The sequence below is a fragment of the Sesame phyllody phytoplasma genome, from assembly GCF_018390775.2.
Taxonomy (GTDB): domain Bacteria; phylum Bacillota_I; class Bacilli_A; order Acholeplasmatales; family Acholeplasmataceae; genus Phytoplasma; species Phytoplasma australasiaticum.
Genome location: NZ_JAHBAJ020000010.1, coordinates 12,339 through 27,163, shown reverse-complemented (window position 1 = coordinate 27,163; position 14,825 = coordinate 12,339). Strand labels below are relative to the sequence as shown.

Annotated in this window: 16 protein-coding genes and 3 tRNA genes; 2 read left to right on the top strand and 17 right to left on the bottom strand. The window is 24.4% G+C overall.

Annotated features, from left to right (window positions below; all coding sequences use genetic code 11):
- Positions 1–705 precede the first annotated feature (705 nt).
- Both KHD59_RS01550 and KHD59_RS01545 read right to left on the bottom strand, forming a co-directional pair.
- Positions 706–996, bottom strand: a complete 291-nt coding sequence (locus KHD59_RS01550; RefSeq protein WP_213680498.1) for an S-adenosylmethionine synthetase N-terminal domain-containing protein — start codon at positions 994–996, stop codon at positions 706–708.
- A gap of 116 nt (positions 997–1,112) precedes the next feature.
- Positions 1,113–1,538 (bottom strand): hypothetical protein, encoded by a 426-nt coding sequence (locus KHD59_RS01545; protein ID WP_004995049.1) that lies wholly within the window; start codon positions 1,536–1,538, stop codon positions 1,113–1,115.
- A gap of 206 nt (positions 1,539–1,744) precedes the next feature.
- Here KHD59_RS01545 and KHD59_RS01540 point away from each other — a divergent pair.
- Positions 1,745–1,818 (top strand) — tRNA-Thr (locus KHD59_RS01540).
- A gap of 96 nt (positions 1,819–1,914) precedes the next feature.
- Positions 1,915–1,989, top strand: a tRNA-Gly gene (locus KHD59_RS01535).
- Between the two features lie 692 nt (positions 1,990–2,681).
- Here the strand turns inward: KHD59_RS01535 and KHD59_RS01530 are convergent.
- The 15 genes from KHD59_RS01530 to KHD59_RS01460 all read right to left on the bottom strand — a co-directional run bounded on the left by KHD59_RS01530 (position 2,682) and on the right by KHD59_RS01460 (position 13,226).
- Positions 2,682–2,900: a 30S ribosomal protein S15 gene (locus tag KHD59_RS01530; RefSeq protein WP_213680496.1), complete on the bottom strand. Its 219-nt coding sequence runs from the start codon at positions 2,898–2,900 to the stop codon at positions 2,682–2,684.
- 122 nt (positions 2,901–3,022) lie between these two features.
- Positions 3,023–3,346, bottom strand: a complete 324-nt coding sequence (locus KHD59_RS01525) for a cyclic-di-AMP receptor (protein ID WP_004995053.1) — start codon at positions 3,344–3,346, stop codon at positions 3,023–3,025.
- A gap of 149 nt (positions 3,347–3,495) precedes the next feature.
- Positions 3,496–3,569 (bottom strand) — tRNA-Cys (locus KHD59_RS01520).
- Between the two features lie 131 nt (positions 3,570–3,700).
- The gene (rpmG, locus tag KHD59_RS01515; protein WP_004995055.1) at positions 3,701–3,850 is read right to left on the bottom strand and encodes a 50S ribosomal protein L33; all 150 of its coding nucleotides are present in this window, start codon (positions 3,848–3,850) and stop codon (positions 3,701–3,703) included.
- A 188-nt stretch (positions 3,851–4,038) separates the two neighbouring features.
- Complete coding sequence (locus tag KHD59_RS01510) at positions 4,039–4,245, bottom strand: hypothetical protein (RefSeq protein ID WP_193622157.1); 207 nt, start codon at positions 4,243–4,245, stop codon at positions 4,039–4,041.
- Positions 4,246–4,286: 41 nt separating this feature from the next.
- The gene (locus KHD59_RS01505) at positions 4,287–4,574 is read right to left on the bottom strand and encodes an HU family DNA-binding protein (RefSeq protein ID WP_004995059.1); all 288 of its coding nucleotides are present in this window, start codon (positions 4,572–4,574) and stop codon (positions 4,287–4,289) included.
- Between the two features lie 235 nt (positions 4,575–4,809).
- The gene (locus tag KHD59_RS01500; RefSeq protein WP_213680495.1) at positions 4,810–5,790 is read right to left on the bottom strand and encodes an NAD(P)H-dependent glycerol-3-phosphate dehydrogenase; all 981 of its coding nucleotides are present in this window, start codon (positions 5,788–5,790) and stop codon (positions 4,810–4,812) included.
- A 5-nt stretch (positions 5,791–5,795) separates the two neighbouring features.
- The gene (gene der, locus KHD59_RS01495) at positions 5,796–7,106 is read right to left on the bottom strand and encodes a ribosome biogenesis GTPase Der (RefSeq protein WP_213680494.1); all 1,311 of its coding nucleotides are present in this window, start codon (positions 7,104–7,106) and stop codon (positions 5,796–5,798) included.
- Complete coding sequence (gene cmk, locus KHD59_RS01490) at positions 7,094–7,786, bottom strand: (d)CMP kinase (protein WP_213680493.1); 693 nt, start codon at positions 7,784–7,786, stop codon at positions 7,094–7,096. Before cmk ends, der begins: the two co-directional genes overlap by 13 nt.
- Before the next feature lie 87 nt (positions 7,787–7,873).
- Entirely contained in the window at positions 7,874–8,452 is a 579-nt protein-coding gene (gene efp / locus KHD59_RS01485) for an elongation factor P (protein ID WP_004995066.1), read from the bottom strand.
- A complete protein-coding gene (gene miaA, locus KHD59_RS01480) occupies positions 8,445–9,344 on the bottom strand; it encodes a tRNA (adenosine(37)-N6)-dimethylallyltransferase MiaA (RefSeq protein WP_213680492.1) in 900 nt (299 codons plus the stop codon). The genes efp and miaA overlap by 8 nt, the downstream gene beginning before the upstream one ends.
- Positions 9,337–10,104 (bottom strand): TIGR00282 family metallophosphoesterase, encoded by a 768-nt coding sequence (locus KHD59_RS01475; RefSeq protein ID WP_004995072.1) that lies wholly within the window; start codon positions 10,102–10,104, stop codon positions 9,337–9,339. The genes miaA and KHD59_RS01475 overlap by 8 nt, the downstream gene beginning before the upstream one ends.
- A 24-nt stretch (positions 10,105–10,128) precedes the next feature.
- The gene (rny, locus tag KHD59_RS01470; RefSeq protein ID WP_213680491.1) at positions 10,129–11,715 is read right to left on the bottom strand and encodes a ribonuclease Y; all 1,587 of its coding nucleotides are present in this window, start codon (positions 11,713–11,715) and stop codon (positions 10,129–10,131) included.
- A gap of 426 nt (positions 11,716–12,141) precedes the next feature.
- Positions 12,142–12,600, bottom strand: a complete 459-nt coding sequence (locus KHD59_RS01465) for a hypothetical protein (RefSeq protein WP_213680490.1) — start codon at positions 12,598–12,600, stop codon at positions 12,142–12,144.
- A 365-nt stretch (positions 12,601–12,965) separates the two neighbouring features.
- Positions 12,966–13,226 carry a hypothetical protein gene (locus KHD59_RS01460; protein ID WP_238120278.1) on the bottom strand — a complete coding sequence of 87 codons (261 nt, stop codon included), beginning with the start codon at positions 13,224–13,226 and terminating at the stop codon, positions 12,966–12,968.
- Positions 13,227–14,825 lie beyond the last annotated feature (1,599 nt).

The window sequence follows — 14,825 nt, the reverse complement described above, 5'->3', positions numbered from 1 at the left end:
TGCTGTTAACGTGTTGTAAAAGTTATTCATACCCTGCTGAGGTTCTCTTTTTAAAGAGTAGCTGTTTGATGAACAATATTGAATTTTATTCAATGTTCGCAAAAGTTTAGCTTCTGGTGAAACTGTAGTTGACATAATATATCAACTCCTTCCCGATACCATTGAGTAAATAGTAAATTACTTTCTTCTTTCGCCCTATAAGAGTGATTAACTCTCTTCTTGATAAGTCGATTATCTAGCTTATTCCAAAACTAGGTTTACTCTTACGACTACTCAAAAGATTCTTTATCCTTGACTATCCAGGCTTTTATTTCCGGATTAGTAAATTTAATTACTTGGTTTTAGGATTCTCCAAGTTACACTAAATTTCTACCTTAATTCTTTAGGGGAAGTGCCCTCTTTTGGAGGCTGATTCCAGGTTTCTTTCTTTGATAAACTACTCAATACAGATCCGTTATATTAGTAGATTCTGGACTGTCCGTTTAAGCAACTTCCGAGACAGGTCTTATTATTACATCATTTTCCTTCTTAGGCCATTTCAGGCTTCTCCATGGAATTATTCGGTGGCGGAATCCTCTTGACTAATTTGCTTTCGTCGCAACCCGCTTTTATGGTCCGCTTTAATCTAACCTACTTTCGTTAGTTAGACCGACCATATCCTTCCAGGGTTTATCGGCCCTGGCTATTGGTTAAATAGCACGAAATTTAGGCATCTTTGGCGCCCAAATCTGAATAATAAAAATTATCTTCTTTATTTATATATCCTATATTTTTTACTGTTTCTCGAATAATAGTTTCTATTGTTTGTTTTTCTAAATTAATAGAACTTTTAATTTCTCCACAAAGAATAATTTTATTTTTAGTTACTATCGTTTCAATAGCGACTTTTGCATTAGAATCTTGTTTAAGATAAGCATCTAATAAAACATCAGAAATTTGATCTGCTATTTTGTCAGGATGTCCTTGAGTAACTGATTCTACAGTAAACTTTTGCATTTATTGATTAAAAACTCACTTCCTTATATTACACTTTATAACAATAATTTATTTTTTATACCTAACAATAAAAAAAGACTTTTGCAAGTCTTTTTTTGATGATATATAAAAATAAATTAAAAAATTTTATTAATTCGCACAGCTTTTAAACCTTGCTGGGTAGATTCTACATCAAATTCAAAAAGAGCACCTTGATAAAAAAAATTTCTTCTATCTTCAGGCGTCATTTCTATAACAGATCTATCTGCAATTTGTGAAACATGGAAAAAAACTTCTTCTAATGATTTAGTATCTAAACCAATTAACTCTTTAATTTCTGAATATTTGTCATTAATAGCATCGCTTGAAAATTCAGAATCTGATGACATATCTTTTAATTCTTGTACTTTATTTTGCAACATTAATTGCTGTTCTTCGGATAAATTAGGATTTCTATAAATAAATCCATAATTTCCTTTTTCTTCATGATTATCTGTTGTTCTTTTTTCTGAAAAAAACTTTAAATAACCTATACTACGTGGACTAATTTGATCTGCTGACATTTTAAAAAAAACTCCTCTGCAATTGCATTCTAATTTCATTCTCTAATTTTATTTTAATTAGTCGAAATAGTCACTTCCATTATACACAAATTCATAATAAAATTAAATATTATATTTAACAATGAAACAATAAAATTTAATATTACAAAAATTATTTTTTTTATTATGTTTATGATATAATTATTTATTAAATGCTAAACAATATAGCCCTTATAGTTTAATGGTAAAACACATCAATGGTAATGATGTAATATAAGTTCAATTCTTATTAAGGGCACCAATTATTTTGTAAAATCCATTAAATTTTTTGGTAAAATCTAATAGTAAGGGAAACTCAATAATAATTTTTAAAAAAATTATAATTTATAATTAAAATGCGGGTGTCGTATAATGGTTATTACATATGCTTGCCAAGCATATAATGAGGGTTCGATTCCCTTCACTCGCTCCATAAAAATTAACAATATTTATAAAAAATTATTACTGTTAAAGTAAAAAAACAAATTAAACAAAAATTTTTTATTAATTATCACTAAATAAATATTTTTAATAAATAAAATATTATTTTATTAAATTTTAAAATTTAATAATTTTTAAAAATAAAATTTCGAAAAATTATAAATTAATCAAAATCGAATTAATAAATATTTAAATTTAATAAAATCAAACAATTAGCAAGAAAATATATTTTATTAATTATTAAAAAAAAGTAAAAATTATTGAAATTTTTTTAAATTTAAAAGATTATTTAATTAAATAAGACACCTAACAATTAAAACGCCATGTAATTATATTTATTAAAATATCGTACATAAATCAACTCAAAATCCATGGCTAAAATTACTAAAGAAATTTTAAGCAATAAAATTTTTACTAATGTATTTCGCTATATGCAGTAAATATAACTTCTCTTATCTTTAAACAACAAACAAATAGATAACAGATTTTTAACATCACCAAATTATTTTTTTAATTTTTTATAAACAATTTTATATAGTAATTATTTTATTTTTATACATAAAAAATTTAATATTTTATTATGTCTAAAATTTTTATTTATTTTTATAAAAATTGGTAATACTTTTTTAATATTTAAATACTTAATAAAAAAATAAAAAAGAAATATTTGATTAAGATAAAAACTTAATTAAGAATATTTCTTTTTATTATTTTTAACTGATGACGTTTAATAATTAAACTACGTTTAGCTTGAAAATCACCAGGATGTTTTTTAACATGATATGATAATACTTCGATATTAGAGTTTAATAAATTAAACTGTGCTTTATTGGAACCCGTATTCACGAGATTAGCATCACATTGTTCTAAAATTTTTTTCTTTTGCTCTTTATTCAAAGCCATGGCTCAGTGATATCCTTTCAAACTACAAAAACAAAATTAATTTAAATTAATCAATAGATTAATTAAATTAATTATTATTTATGTCAATCAATATTATTAAATATTTCTCCTTTAACGAATAATTATAACTTTAAAAATTTTTCCACATCTAAAATAAAAATAGTAGCTCCACCAACAGAAACTTCAGAAGGCAAAGAGTAATAAGCGGAAAATTCATTTAAAATATCATTCGGTATAATTTGTGTTTTTTGTCGAGAATGGAATCTAATAATTTCTATAGCTTGTTCCACTTTATCAACTGATAAACCTATAATTAAAGTAACATTTTTTTTACTTAAAAAGCCTCCTTGAGTTGATAATCTTGTGCTAAAAAAGTTATTTTTACTTAAATTATGTTGTACTTCATCAGCATCTTCTGATGAAACAATAGCTAAAATTAATTTCATTTTTTTATTCATATGCTACTATTATATAATATTTAAATCTATAAAAAATATTATTTTATAAAAAAATTCAATAATATATATTTCCAAATACAATAAATTCAATTTAATTTACAATTAAAATAATATATTTGAAACATATATTAAAAAAATGGAGGCCCTGAACGGATTCGAACCGATGTTCAAGCTTTTGCAGAGCTATGCCTTACCACTTGGCTACAGGGCCCATAAAAATAATAATAAAAGAAGTAAAATAATATTTTCCAAAATATCTAAATAATAAAAATTTAAAATTTATTGCATTTAAATAACTGAAAAAATAATATAAATCAATATTCTTTTAATCATTAAATTAATTTATTTTTTCTCTTTATGGAGTAAATATTTTCTTTCGAAAGGGCAGTATTTATTTAATTCCAAATTTTTAGAATTTTGTTTTTTATTTTTATAAGTATGATAATTTTCTCTGCCACATTTCTGACAAAATAATTTTACTAATTCACTCATTTTTCTAATAACCTCATGAATATTCTAAAAACTAAATAATCCAAATTATTACTAAAATTAAAACGATAATTAATATCGTTATAAATTAAAAAAATAGCTATAAAACTATTCTTTTAATACTATAATAAAATTTTTAAATATTTAATATTTATTAAACTATATTGAACTACAAAAAAATTTAATTTACATTAAGTTTCAATGATTTTAATAAGTTTTTTATCCAAAACCTCTGGATAACGATATTTTACTTCTCTCATTTTCTTAAATAAAACACATACAATTTTATTTTGAATATCAATTCTAGTAACTACACCTATTTCTTGTTCGCCTGCAACACTAACTTTAGCTCCAATAAAATGGCGATAAGGATTAATATTTTGATCTAAATAATTCAAAAAACAACCTCTTTTTCCAACAATTTAATTTATATATTTTATTATTCGGATAAGATTTTTTTAAAATCTCTTTTAACTTTAGGACTCATTTTAAATGTTGGTACTGTTTGAGGAGGAGTAATTCTGATTTCAGATGTAGTAGGTATTTTAAATTTTCTTGATTTACGATAGGACATTTTAAAAAAACCTAAATAAGGAATTGTAAATTTTTCTTTTTTATTTAAAGTGTCACCCATGATATCATATAAAGATTTGAAAAATTTAACAACATCTTTTTTTTTCATATTTGTATCTTTAGCTACTTTAGAGATCAATTCAGCCTTACTCATTATTTGTTTTGGCTCCTTTATTAAATTTTAAAATCATTTTCAATTAAATAAAAGCTAAAAATCTTTTTAACTTTTTATTAAAATCCAAATTTAGAGAAAATAAATTAATGTTTTTATGAACAAAATAATATAATATATTCTTAAACATTAAAATAATGTCAAAAAACTTGAATCTAGTTTGATTTTAGCATAAAAATAAGTTTTATTAACACAAAATCGTTATTTTAATGTAAATTTATTTCATAATCGCTTTAAAGAGATAATTTATAGGTTTATTTTCTATAACCACTTGATAAGCGCTTTTAATAAGGGGCAATTTTATATTTTTATCTAACATTAAATGATAAAAAGCTTTTAAATTATTAATACCTTCTATAGTTTGTTGACTATTATGATAAATTGATGCAATATCCAAACCTAAACCTATTTGGATACCAGCTTTATAATTACGAGAATTTTCATTAAAACTCGTTACTATTAAATCACCTAAACCTGCTACGCTTAAAATTGTTTCTAAAGAAAACCCTAAACATTTCATTAACTTATATAATTCCATAATAGCTATACTAAAAAAAGCGGATTTAGCATTATTTTTAAAATTATTCCTATCTAAAATACCACTGATTAAAGACAAAACATTTTTAAAAGCACTACATATCTCGCAACCATAAACATCATTAGACACAAAAACTTTTAAATAATTTTTATTAGTAAAAATACGATTTATCAATTTAGCGAATTGTAAATCAGAAGAAGCAGATACTAAAAAAGTTAAATATCCTTCAATAACTTCTTCAGCATGAGATGGCCCCATAAGGCAACCATAATTACCAATTTTAAATGAATCCAATTCTTCTTGAATAATTTCTTGAATAGTCTTATAACTTTCCACTTCTATACCTTTAGAAACATTAATAAAATTTTTTGATCGTTGTTTCAAAATAACATTGATTTCTCGCAAAAATAATCTTATTTTTTGCGCAGGTATAGATAAAATTATTAAATCAGAATATAATAAAGCTTCAGATAAAACATAAGTAGCTTGAATTTTTTGATTTAAAGTTTTAATAAAAACAGGGTGTTTATGTTGTTTAATACAATTTACATATTCAATATTATTATCATATACTAAAACCCAATGGCCATTATCTGATAACACTTGAGCTAAAGTAGTTCCCCAAGCTCCACCGCCTATAATAGTAATTTTTTCTTGCATATACGCTAACTTTTCCTTTTAAAAATGATTTTAATAGGTAACCCTTGTAATTCTAAATTTAATCTCAATTGATTTTTCAAAAATCTCTCATAAGAAAAATGAATAAATTTCGGTTCATTAACCAAACAAACAAAAGTAGGCGGTTTATTAAAAATTTGTTTTAAATAATAAAAACGAGCTTTACCTTGTTGAAAAATGTGAGGCGGATTTAATTGAATAGCTTTATACAAAATATCATTTAAAACATGATCTGTAAAATTACTTTTATAATTGACAAAAATCTTATCTAAAATTTTTATAAACTCATCTAAATTATATTTTTGCAAAGCAGAAATATTAATTAATGGCATATAATCAAGAAATTTTAATTCATTTCTTATATTAATCTTAAATGTATCATAAACCTGATCTGTTTTTGAAATTAAATCCCATTTGTTAGCGATAATAATACAAGGTTTATTTGCTTTAAAAATCATAGAAGCGATATTTTTATCTTGATCACTAATTTTTTGACTCGAATCCATCATAAAACAAACAATATCGCTTTCTAATATAGCCATCGAAGTTCTTAAAAAACTGTATTTTTCTTTACCAGCTTTTATTTGCCCTCTTTTTTTTAAACCTGCTGTGTCAACAATACAATAAAAACGCTTATTATATTCAAATATATTATCAACTATATCTGTGGTAGTTCCAGGAATACTAGAAACAATCATTCTTTCTTCGGATAATAAAGCATTTATAAAAGTAGATTTGCCAACATTAGGTTTTCCAATCACACAAAACTTAACCATATCTTCAGTTTTAATGTTATTAGGAATTTGCTCTAATGGACGTTTAGAAATAATACTATCCAAAAGCGTCCCTATACCGATACCATGGAGCACACTAATACCTAAAATTTCATTAAAACCTAAACTGTAAAAATCATAAGTTTCCGATAATAAATTAACATTATCCATTTTATTAACTGCCAATATTACTTTTGAAATTTTTGAATATAAAAGTTTTGCTATTAACAAATCATCTTGAGTAATTCCATCTCGAATATCTGTTACAAATACAATTACATCCGCTTCTTGAATAGCTATTTGAGTTTGATATTGAATTTTTTCCTGAAAAGGTAAATCGTTAAAACTAATACCACCTGTGTCAATAATGATAAAATTTTGATTTAACCATTGAGTATCAGCATAAATACGATCTTTAGTAGTGCCAGCTTCCGAATCCACTATAGCTAATCTTTGCCTTAAAAGGCGATTAAATAAACTAGATTTACCTACATTAGGGCGACCTACAATAGCTACTTTAAACATGTTTTAACCGATATTTCCCTTTTAATTAAATTCTCTATTACATTCACTGTTTCTTCGATAGACAAATTAGTACTATCTATTAAAATAGCATCTGCTGCTTTTTTTAAAGGAGCAATAGAGCGTTTTTCATCTTTTAAATCTCGTAATTTAATTTTTTTCATTATCTCAAATAAATTTATAAAATCTTTATTTTTAATTTGTAAATCTTTTTGTTTCCTTAAAGCTCGTTGCTTTATACTAGCAGTTAAAAAAATTTTTAAATTAGCATCGGGCATAACAACGGTACCAATATCCCGTCCATCCATAATAATATAATCATGTTCACGCATTATTTGATGTTGCAATATTAAAATTTTATTTCTAACAGGTAACAAAGAAGAAATATTTGAAACTTTACTTTCAATATCAAAATCGTTTAAATTAACAGAAAAATATTCATTATTTAAATAAAAACCATTATTTATTAACCTAATATTTAAATTTTGTAATAATTTTTCTAATTCATTAAAAGTCAAATGATCATTATTATAATTAATTTCACTTTTTAATATATAAAAAGTAATTATACGAAATAATAATCCGGTATTTAAATAAAACCATTTTAATTTATTAGCTAATAGTTGACTAACAGTACTTTTACCAGCTCCAGCTGGACCATCAATAGCTACTTTAAAATTCATAGCAATAAAAGAAACTCCTTAATATAAACAATATTTTAATTAAAATAAAAAATTCTTAAACATAAAAAAATTTTTAAGTGATTAAATTTATTTTTCGTTATAACGAGAAACATAACAATCATTAGAGGTATTAATAATAATCTTTTCTCCTGTTTCAATAAACACAGGAACTTTTATAATTAAACCTGTTTCTAAAACAGCTTCTTTATAAGCAGTATTGCTTTTACGATTATTGTCTCCGGAAATAACAGGATCTGTTTGATGCACTTTTAAAACTATTTTATCTGGTAAAATTGTTCCTAAGATATTATTTTGATCACAAAAAAGAAATTCAACCATAACATTTTCAGCTAAATATTTTTTAATATTTTTAACATCTGATTCAGCAATTTCAATTTGTTCATAAGTATTTTCGTTAAAAAAAACGTATATTCCGTTTTGTATATAAGAAAATTTTAATTTCAATTTATTTACTAAAGCTGTTTCAATTTTAATACCTGAATTGAAAGTATATTCAATAATACTACCTGTTTTTAAATTTTTTAATTTACTTCTAACAAAAGCAGAACCCTTACCAGGTTTAACATGAAGAAAATCAATTATTTGATAAATATTATTTTTTAATTTAATAGTCATTCCTGTTTTAAAATCATTTGTATTAATCATTTAATTTACCTTTTTTCAAAAAATTTTTAATTATATCAATAGATTTCGTTTCTAATTGAGGATCCAAAGCTTCTAATTGCACCAAAGATAACATTTGATTCATAAACCAAGTTTTTTGTCTTTTAGCATATTTAAGAGTTTTGGTAATGATTAAATCATAAGCTTGTTGAAAAGAAATTTTCTTTTCCAAAAACTCTTTAATCTCTCGATAACCAATAATATTAAAATTAGCATTAGGATATTTATTCATTAAATATTTAACTTCTTGAACAAAACCTTGTTTTAACATTTGTTCTAATCTTAATATAACACGCGGTTTTAAAAATTGAGTTTCTATATTCAAATAAATAGTCAAAATATCAAATAATGGTCTGTTTGAACCATTCTTTTGAGACCTTAAACTATTACAAATTGCTTGACGATAAGCACTAATAATCCGACGCGGGTTTTTAATATCTAAAACTAAATTCGGATCTTTTTCGAAAAGAAAAGTTAACATATGTTCGATGGTTACATTTTGATAAGATTGATTTTCATAATTTTTAGAAATATTTAATTCATAATCAAATAAAGCTGCTTTAATATAAAGACCACTGCCACCAACAATAAAAGGAATTTTAATATTCATAATTTTATTTCTTACATCTTTTTGGAAGTAAAAAATATTATATTGTTCTCCAGGATTAATAATGTCCAACAAATGATGAGGGATATGAGTATCTTTAAGCGAAATTTTGGAAGAACCAATATCAAATTCTTTATACATTTGAACTGAATCAGCATTAATAATTTCTCCACAAAAAAAATTAGCTAATTTCAAAGAAAGAGAAGTTTTTCCTGAAGCAGTTGGACCTACAATAACTATAATTTTTTTTTGCATTTTATTATTCATGATATTTAATTTTCATAATTTTTTGTTTTTTACCTAATGTCAAAACCACTCCATTTAATTGTCTTTTGCCTTTAGCGATTTTATGTTTTAATTTATGATTATTTAAAAAATTATTAATAATAATATTTTTATCTTGACCTATTATACCATCCAAAGGACCTGTCATACCTACATCTGAAATATAAAGAGTTTTTTTAGGCAAAATTCTTTCATCATTTGTTTGAACATGAGTATGAGTACCGACAATAGCATTAATTCTTCCATCAAAATAATTCGCTAAAGCTAGTTTTTCGCTAGTCGCCTGAGCATGAAAATCTAATAAAGCATAATGATATTGATTTTTATAAACTTTTAAAACATTTTCTACTTTTTTAAAAGGGCAAGATAAAAATTTATTATTCATAAAAACCCGACCCAAAGCGTTCATAATTAAAAGTTTTTTATCTTTATACTTAATAATTTTATGACCATAACCTATATGTAAACTATCATCATTTAACGGTCTTATAATATTAGTATGCTCTATAAATGACTTTAAATCATGATTTTTCCAAGTATGATTTCCCATAGTAATCATATTCACACCTGAAATTTTTAAATTATAAAAACTTTGAAAATCTAATCCTTGTCCTTCTGCAGCATTTTCGGCGTTAGCGACAACAATATTAATTTGATAACGTTGTTTTAAAAAATTAATTTTTTCAATTAAATAATTAATTCCTATGGAACCGCAAATATCTCCAATAAAAAGAATATTCATAATGATACTACCTTTGTATTAAAATTAACTAATGCTTAAATTTGAAATTTCGGTCAAACGAACTTCTCTAATAACAGTTATTTTAATACTACCATTATATCTAATATTTTTCATAATTTGATCTTTAATTGTTTGAATTACTGTAAAAATTGCTAAATCATCAATTTGTTTAGGATCCACAATAACTCTTATTTCTCGACCAGACTTAATAGCATAAGATTTTTCTACACCGGGAATTTGATTAGCGATTTCTTCTAATTGAGTAATTCTTTTAATATAATTATCTAATGAATCACGGCGAGCGCCTGGTCTAGAAGCGCTAATGGCATCTGCAATAGCAACCAAAACAGCAATAATACTACTAGGTTCTTGATCTTCATGATGAGATGCTACAGCATCTATTACTTCTAAAGGTTCTTTATGTTTCATAACAATATCTAAACCTATTTTTACATGACTTCCTTCTAATTGATAATCTAAAGATTTTCCAATATCATGCAATAAACCTGCTCTACGAGCTAATAATTCATTTTCTCCTATTTCTGCAGCTAATTTACCTGCTAAAAAAGATACTTCTAAAGAATGTTGTAAAACATTTTGACCATGACTAGTACGAAAATGCAAAGAACCTAATAATTTTATTAATTCTTCGTTTAAAAACCCTATTTTAGCTTCTAAAACAGCTTCTTCACCTATATCTTGAATAAAATTATCGAGTTCATCTTGAACCTTGGTAAAAGTTTGCTCTATACTAACAGGTGTAATACGTCCATCTAAAATTAAAAATTCTAAAGTTCGACGTGCTATTTCACGTCTTTTAGCATCAAAAGAACTTAATATAACAGTATTTGGTATATCATCTATAATTAAATCTACTCCTGTTATAATTTGAAAAGTTCTAATATTTCGTCCTTCTTTGCCAATAATTCTCCCCTTTAATTCGTTATTATCTAAATAAACTATATCCACATTATTTTCAGAAGAGATTTTACGAGATAATTGTTGCATAGCCGAAACTAACAAAACATTAGCTTTCTTTTTAACTTGAAATTTACATTCTTCTTCTTGAGATTTTATATAACTCATAATTTCTTGTTGAGAATTTTTGCGAATTTCATCCATAATAATTTTTTTAGCTTGTTCCTTAGTTAAAGAAGCAATGTTTTCTAATTCGTTTTGTTGTTTTATAATGAGATTTTGAACTTTATTTTGCATTTGTTCAATTTGTGTTTGAGAAATATTAATTTTTTGTTCTTTCATATACAACAATTCTTCTTTATCGTTTAAATATCTAGTACGAGAATTTAATAATTCTTCTTTATGAATAATCTGTTCTTCTAAATTAACAATTATGCGTCTTCTTAAATTCAAATCTTCTTCCACTTCTTTTTTTAAAATATGGATTTCTTGTTTAGCTTTTGAAATCATTTCTTGAGCTATTGTTTGGGCATTAGAAATTTTTTCTTGAGCATTTTTTTTTGTTGTTTGTATAATTCTTTTAATTTTTTGTTGATAATAAAAAATTAAATAATACAAAAATCCTAAAATGACAATAATTAAGGGCAAGTAAATAAACAAAGCAAGGAACCATTTTGTTGATGTTCCTAACATAATAATAAATTTATGCCTTCCGTTGTAATTGTTTGTTTTAAATATTATTTAAACTTAATTGATTAAATTATGATAAAAAACAAAATATTTTTTTATAATTAAATTTTTTTAAAATACTCTACATCTAATATTTTTTTTAAAAAACAAAAAAAATAAACAAATTAATTTTTAATTAATTTGCTTATTATAATTATAATTTATAAAAAACCACATTTAATTATTAAAATAATACATACAATACTAATTAGATAAAAGTACGTACATTACATCCCATATATTTTTATATTAAGATTTAAATTATTTTATGTTAAATTAAATGAGTTAGTAACGAAATTAATAATAATTACAATATTTATATATTGGACTAAAAAATCAAGAAACTTATAATTTTAATAAAAAAGCATATTAATGTAATTGTCAAAAACATTATCTGAAAGCAAAAACAATTTTATAAAAAGTTGTGCGTATCAAACCAAATGAAGAAGCTATAATAGTTTTTAAAAATACAGATGGCGATATTTTTTTAGATCGAGGAATATCTTTAATTATTTTAGCATTAGCATTTGTAGAAGATTTTTTATTAAGATATTTTTCACCGTAATCTAAATCTTTTTCCATCAAACTATCGGAAATTACAGAAAGTTTTTCGTTATCTTCGTATTCAGAATCTATTAGTGTTAACGAATTGTCATTTGTAGAAAGTTTTTCGTTATCTTCGTATTCAGAATCTATTAGTGTTAACGAATTGTCATTTGTAGAAAGTTTTTTGTTATCTTTGTATTCAGAATCTATTGATGTTAACAAGTCTTCATTTGCAATGATAGAAGATATTTCGTCATAATAAGTATTTTTTAATTCTAAAATATCATTATCTTGTTTTTGCAATTTATTTATAGCTTTTTTTCAGTTTTTTCCTTATACTCTACAGAATCCAAATTCTGATTTTGATTATCGATATATCTTGTTTTTCTGTTTTTTGATCGTACAGGAGATTTAGGAGAATTAAAGACTACACGGTTTCCATTGGACTGACCTTGTCCTAAAGATTTGTTTCCATTGGACTTACCTTGTCCTAAAGATTTGTTTCCATTGGACTGACCTTGTCCTAAAGATTTGTTTTCATTGGACTGACCTTGTCCTAAAGATTTGTTTTCATTGGACTGACCTTGTCCTAAAGATTTGTTTCATTGGACTGACCTTGTCCTAAAGGTTGTTTCATTGGTTTGACCTTGTCCACACAAAGATTTGTTTCATTGGACTGACCTTGTCCTAAGTTTGTTTTCATTGGACTGACCTTGCTCTGAAGATTTTAAAGTATCAGTTTCTGCATGGCCTACCTTTGACTGACCTTGCTCTGAAGATTTTAAAGTATCAGATGTTGTTACATATTCTAAAGGTTTAGCGCTTTGACTTTGACCATCATAATATTGGTTTATCTTTTTATCAATATAATCACCTAATTTATTTAGAAGGCCCTTATCAGCGACATTTCCAGCTATATTACCTAACAAATCAATTGTTTTATTTAATGTAGTAGTAGTAGGTGAATCTAATTTTTTATCATCTATTTTATCAGTTTTTTGATTATTAATGTTTGTGTTATATAAAGAATCAGAACTAGATGGTGTTGAAGCGGAAATATATTCTAAAGAATTATCGAAATTAACACTATATTCATCTTGTTCATGTGAATAGAAATAACATAACTCATTTCAATAAATATTTATATAAATTATGTTAAACCCTCACCCAAACCGCACGGGCATATTCCTATGCATACGGCTTTCCGAGTTAAATTATACATTATTATATGTATATTTTCCTCTGTTTTTCTTCCCCTTGTGTAACAGGAATTACCTGCGCCTTGGTAGGACATGACCCCTACGAGTACTATATCGAGATAGATTAAATCGGTTTTTGGAAAGCGAAATTTACGCTTTCATATTCGAAATTAGCCCCTCACGGAACCAGACAAGCAAGTTTCCAAGCATCTGGCGCCTAATATCTTTGTTATTGCTAACTTAAATAAATTATTACTTATTTATTTTATGACATTCACAGATATTTTATTTTTTTATAAATCAAAAAAATTTTATTTATTAAAAGATTATTAATTAATAATATCCACAATATAGAATTTTATGGCAATTGTTAATAATAAAACTTCTAATTTACCCATTTAACAATAAATTATTTATAAATAAATGATTAAAATATTATTTGTAGATTTCTCGAATAAGTTAGGTGGTTTTTTAGTAATTCTGAGAGTTCTAGCTTTTCAAGTATTATTAATCTTTTTAATATTTTCATAAATCATTATTAATTAATATAGATTTTATATATCATGAATATTTTGAAATTTTTATTTAATTATTTTTAAAAATAATAACTAGACTCATAAAATCAGAAACCAAAATTCCATTCGGTGAATTTTTCTTCATAAACAAGCGTTAGTAATGAATTCATTTTTTGATTGAATCATTCTAGCTTTAATAATTGAGATACCTAAAAAAATAAATATTAGTGACCATTTAGAATTAAAAATAATTACATTACTTTCGGGTAAATTAGTACAAATTAACAAATTATTATTTAATAGATTTATCATTTTTTTTAATTAAATATATCGATAATTTTTATTATCAACTGTAACCATAAATATTATTATGTTATATTGATTAACTCTCGTTTATATTGGTTTTTTAGAATTTATTTTTTAAAACTATATTAGAGAGATAATTATTAAAATTCCTTTAAATTGCAATTTATTTTTGATCAATAAATATAAAATATTTAGTAGTATTTATAATCTACATCATTAGAGGAAGTTATTTAAGAATGTCAAAGATATTGAAACTCTTTCGCCATGTAAAGGTTATTATCCTTCGCCGTGGTCAGGTTCTTCTAAAATATTCCAATTCTAGAATTAAACTGACGACTACTGTAAGTTTCGCTTTTCCCTTGAGCCTAACAGCTGTTAGTTTTAACCCTTTGGTGGTGCTTTTAGGGAGATCAAAGTTACGACATAATTCTACGAGAAGTGTTAGGTGCAGTTTACAATTGTTGCCAATTGGAGCATTCATAAAAATTATTAATAACAATATTTTAAT

Bases quoted from the DNA above. Each gene is read 5' to 3' on its own strand.
- KHD59_RS01550 (WP_213680498.1), bottom strand. From the start codon at position 996: ATGCAAAAGTTTACTGTAGAATCAGTTACTCAAGGACATCCTGACAAA.
- KHD59_RS01545 (WP_004995049.1), bottom strand. From the start codon at position 1,538: ATGTCAGCAGATCAAATTAGTCCACGTAGTATAGGTTATTTAAAGTTT.
- KHD59_RS01530 (WP_213680496.1), bottom strand. From the start codon at position 2,900: ATGGCTTTGAATAAAGAGCAAAAGAAAAAAATTTTAGAACAATGTGAT.
- KHD59_RS01525 (WP_004995053.1), bottom strand. From the start codon at position 3,346: ATGAAATTAATTTTAGCTATTGTTTCATCAGAAGATGCTGATGAAGTA.
- rpmG (WP_004995055.1), bottom strand. From the start codon at position 3,850: ATGAGTGAATTAGTAAAATTATTTTGTCAGAAATGTGGCAGAGAAAAT.
- KHD59_RS01505 (WP_004995059.1), bottom strand. From the start codon at position 4,574: ATGAGTAAGGCTGAATTGATCTCTAAAGTAGCTAAAGATACAAATATG.
- KHD59_RS01500 (WP_213680495.1), bottom strand. From the start codon at position 5,790: ATGCAAGAAAAAATTACTATTATAGGCGGTGGAGCTTGGGGAACTACT.
- der (WP_213680494.1), bottom strand. From the start codon at position 7,106: ATGTTTAAAGTAGCTATTGTAGGTCGCCCTAATGTAGGTAAATCTAGT.
- cmk (WP_213680493.1), bottom strand. From the start codon at position 7,786: ATGAATTTTAAAGTAGCTATTGATGGTCCAGCTGGAGCTGGTAAAAGT.
- efp (WP_004995066.1), bottom strand. From the start codon at position 8,452: ATGATTAATACAAATGATTTTAAAACAGGAATGACTATTAAATTAAAA.
- miaA (WP_213680492.1), bottom strand. From the start codon at position 9,344: ATGAATAATAAAATGCAAAAAAAAATTATAGTTATTGTAGGTCCAACT.
- KHD59_RS01475 (WP_004995072.1), bottom strand. From the start codon at position 10,104: ATGAATATTCTTTTTATTGGAGATATTTGCGGTTCCATAGGAATTAAT.
- rny (WP_213680491.1), bottom strand. From the start codon at position 11,715: ATGTTAGGAACATCAACAAAATGGTTCCTTGCTTTGTTTATTTACTTG.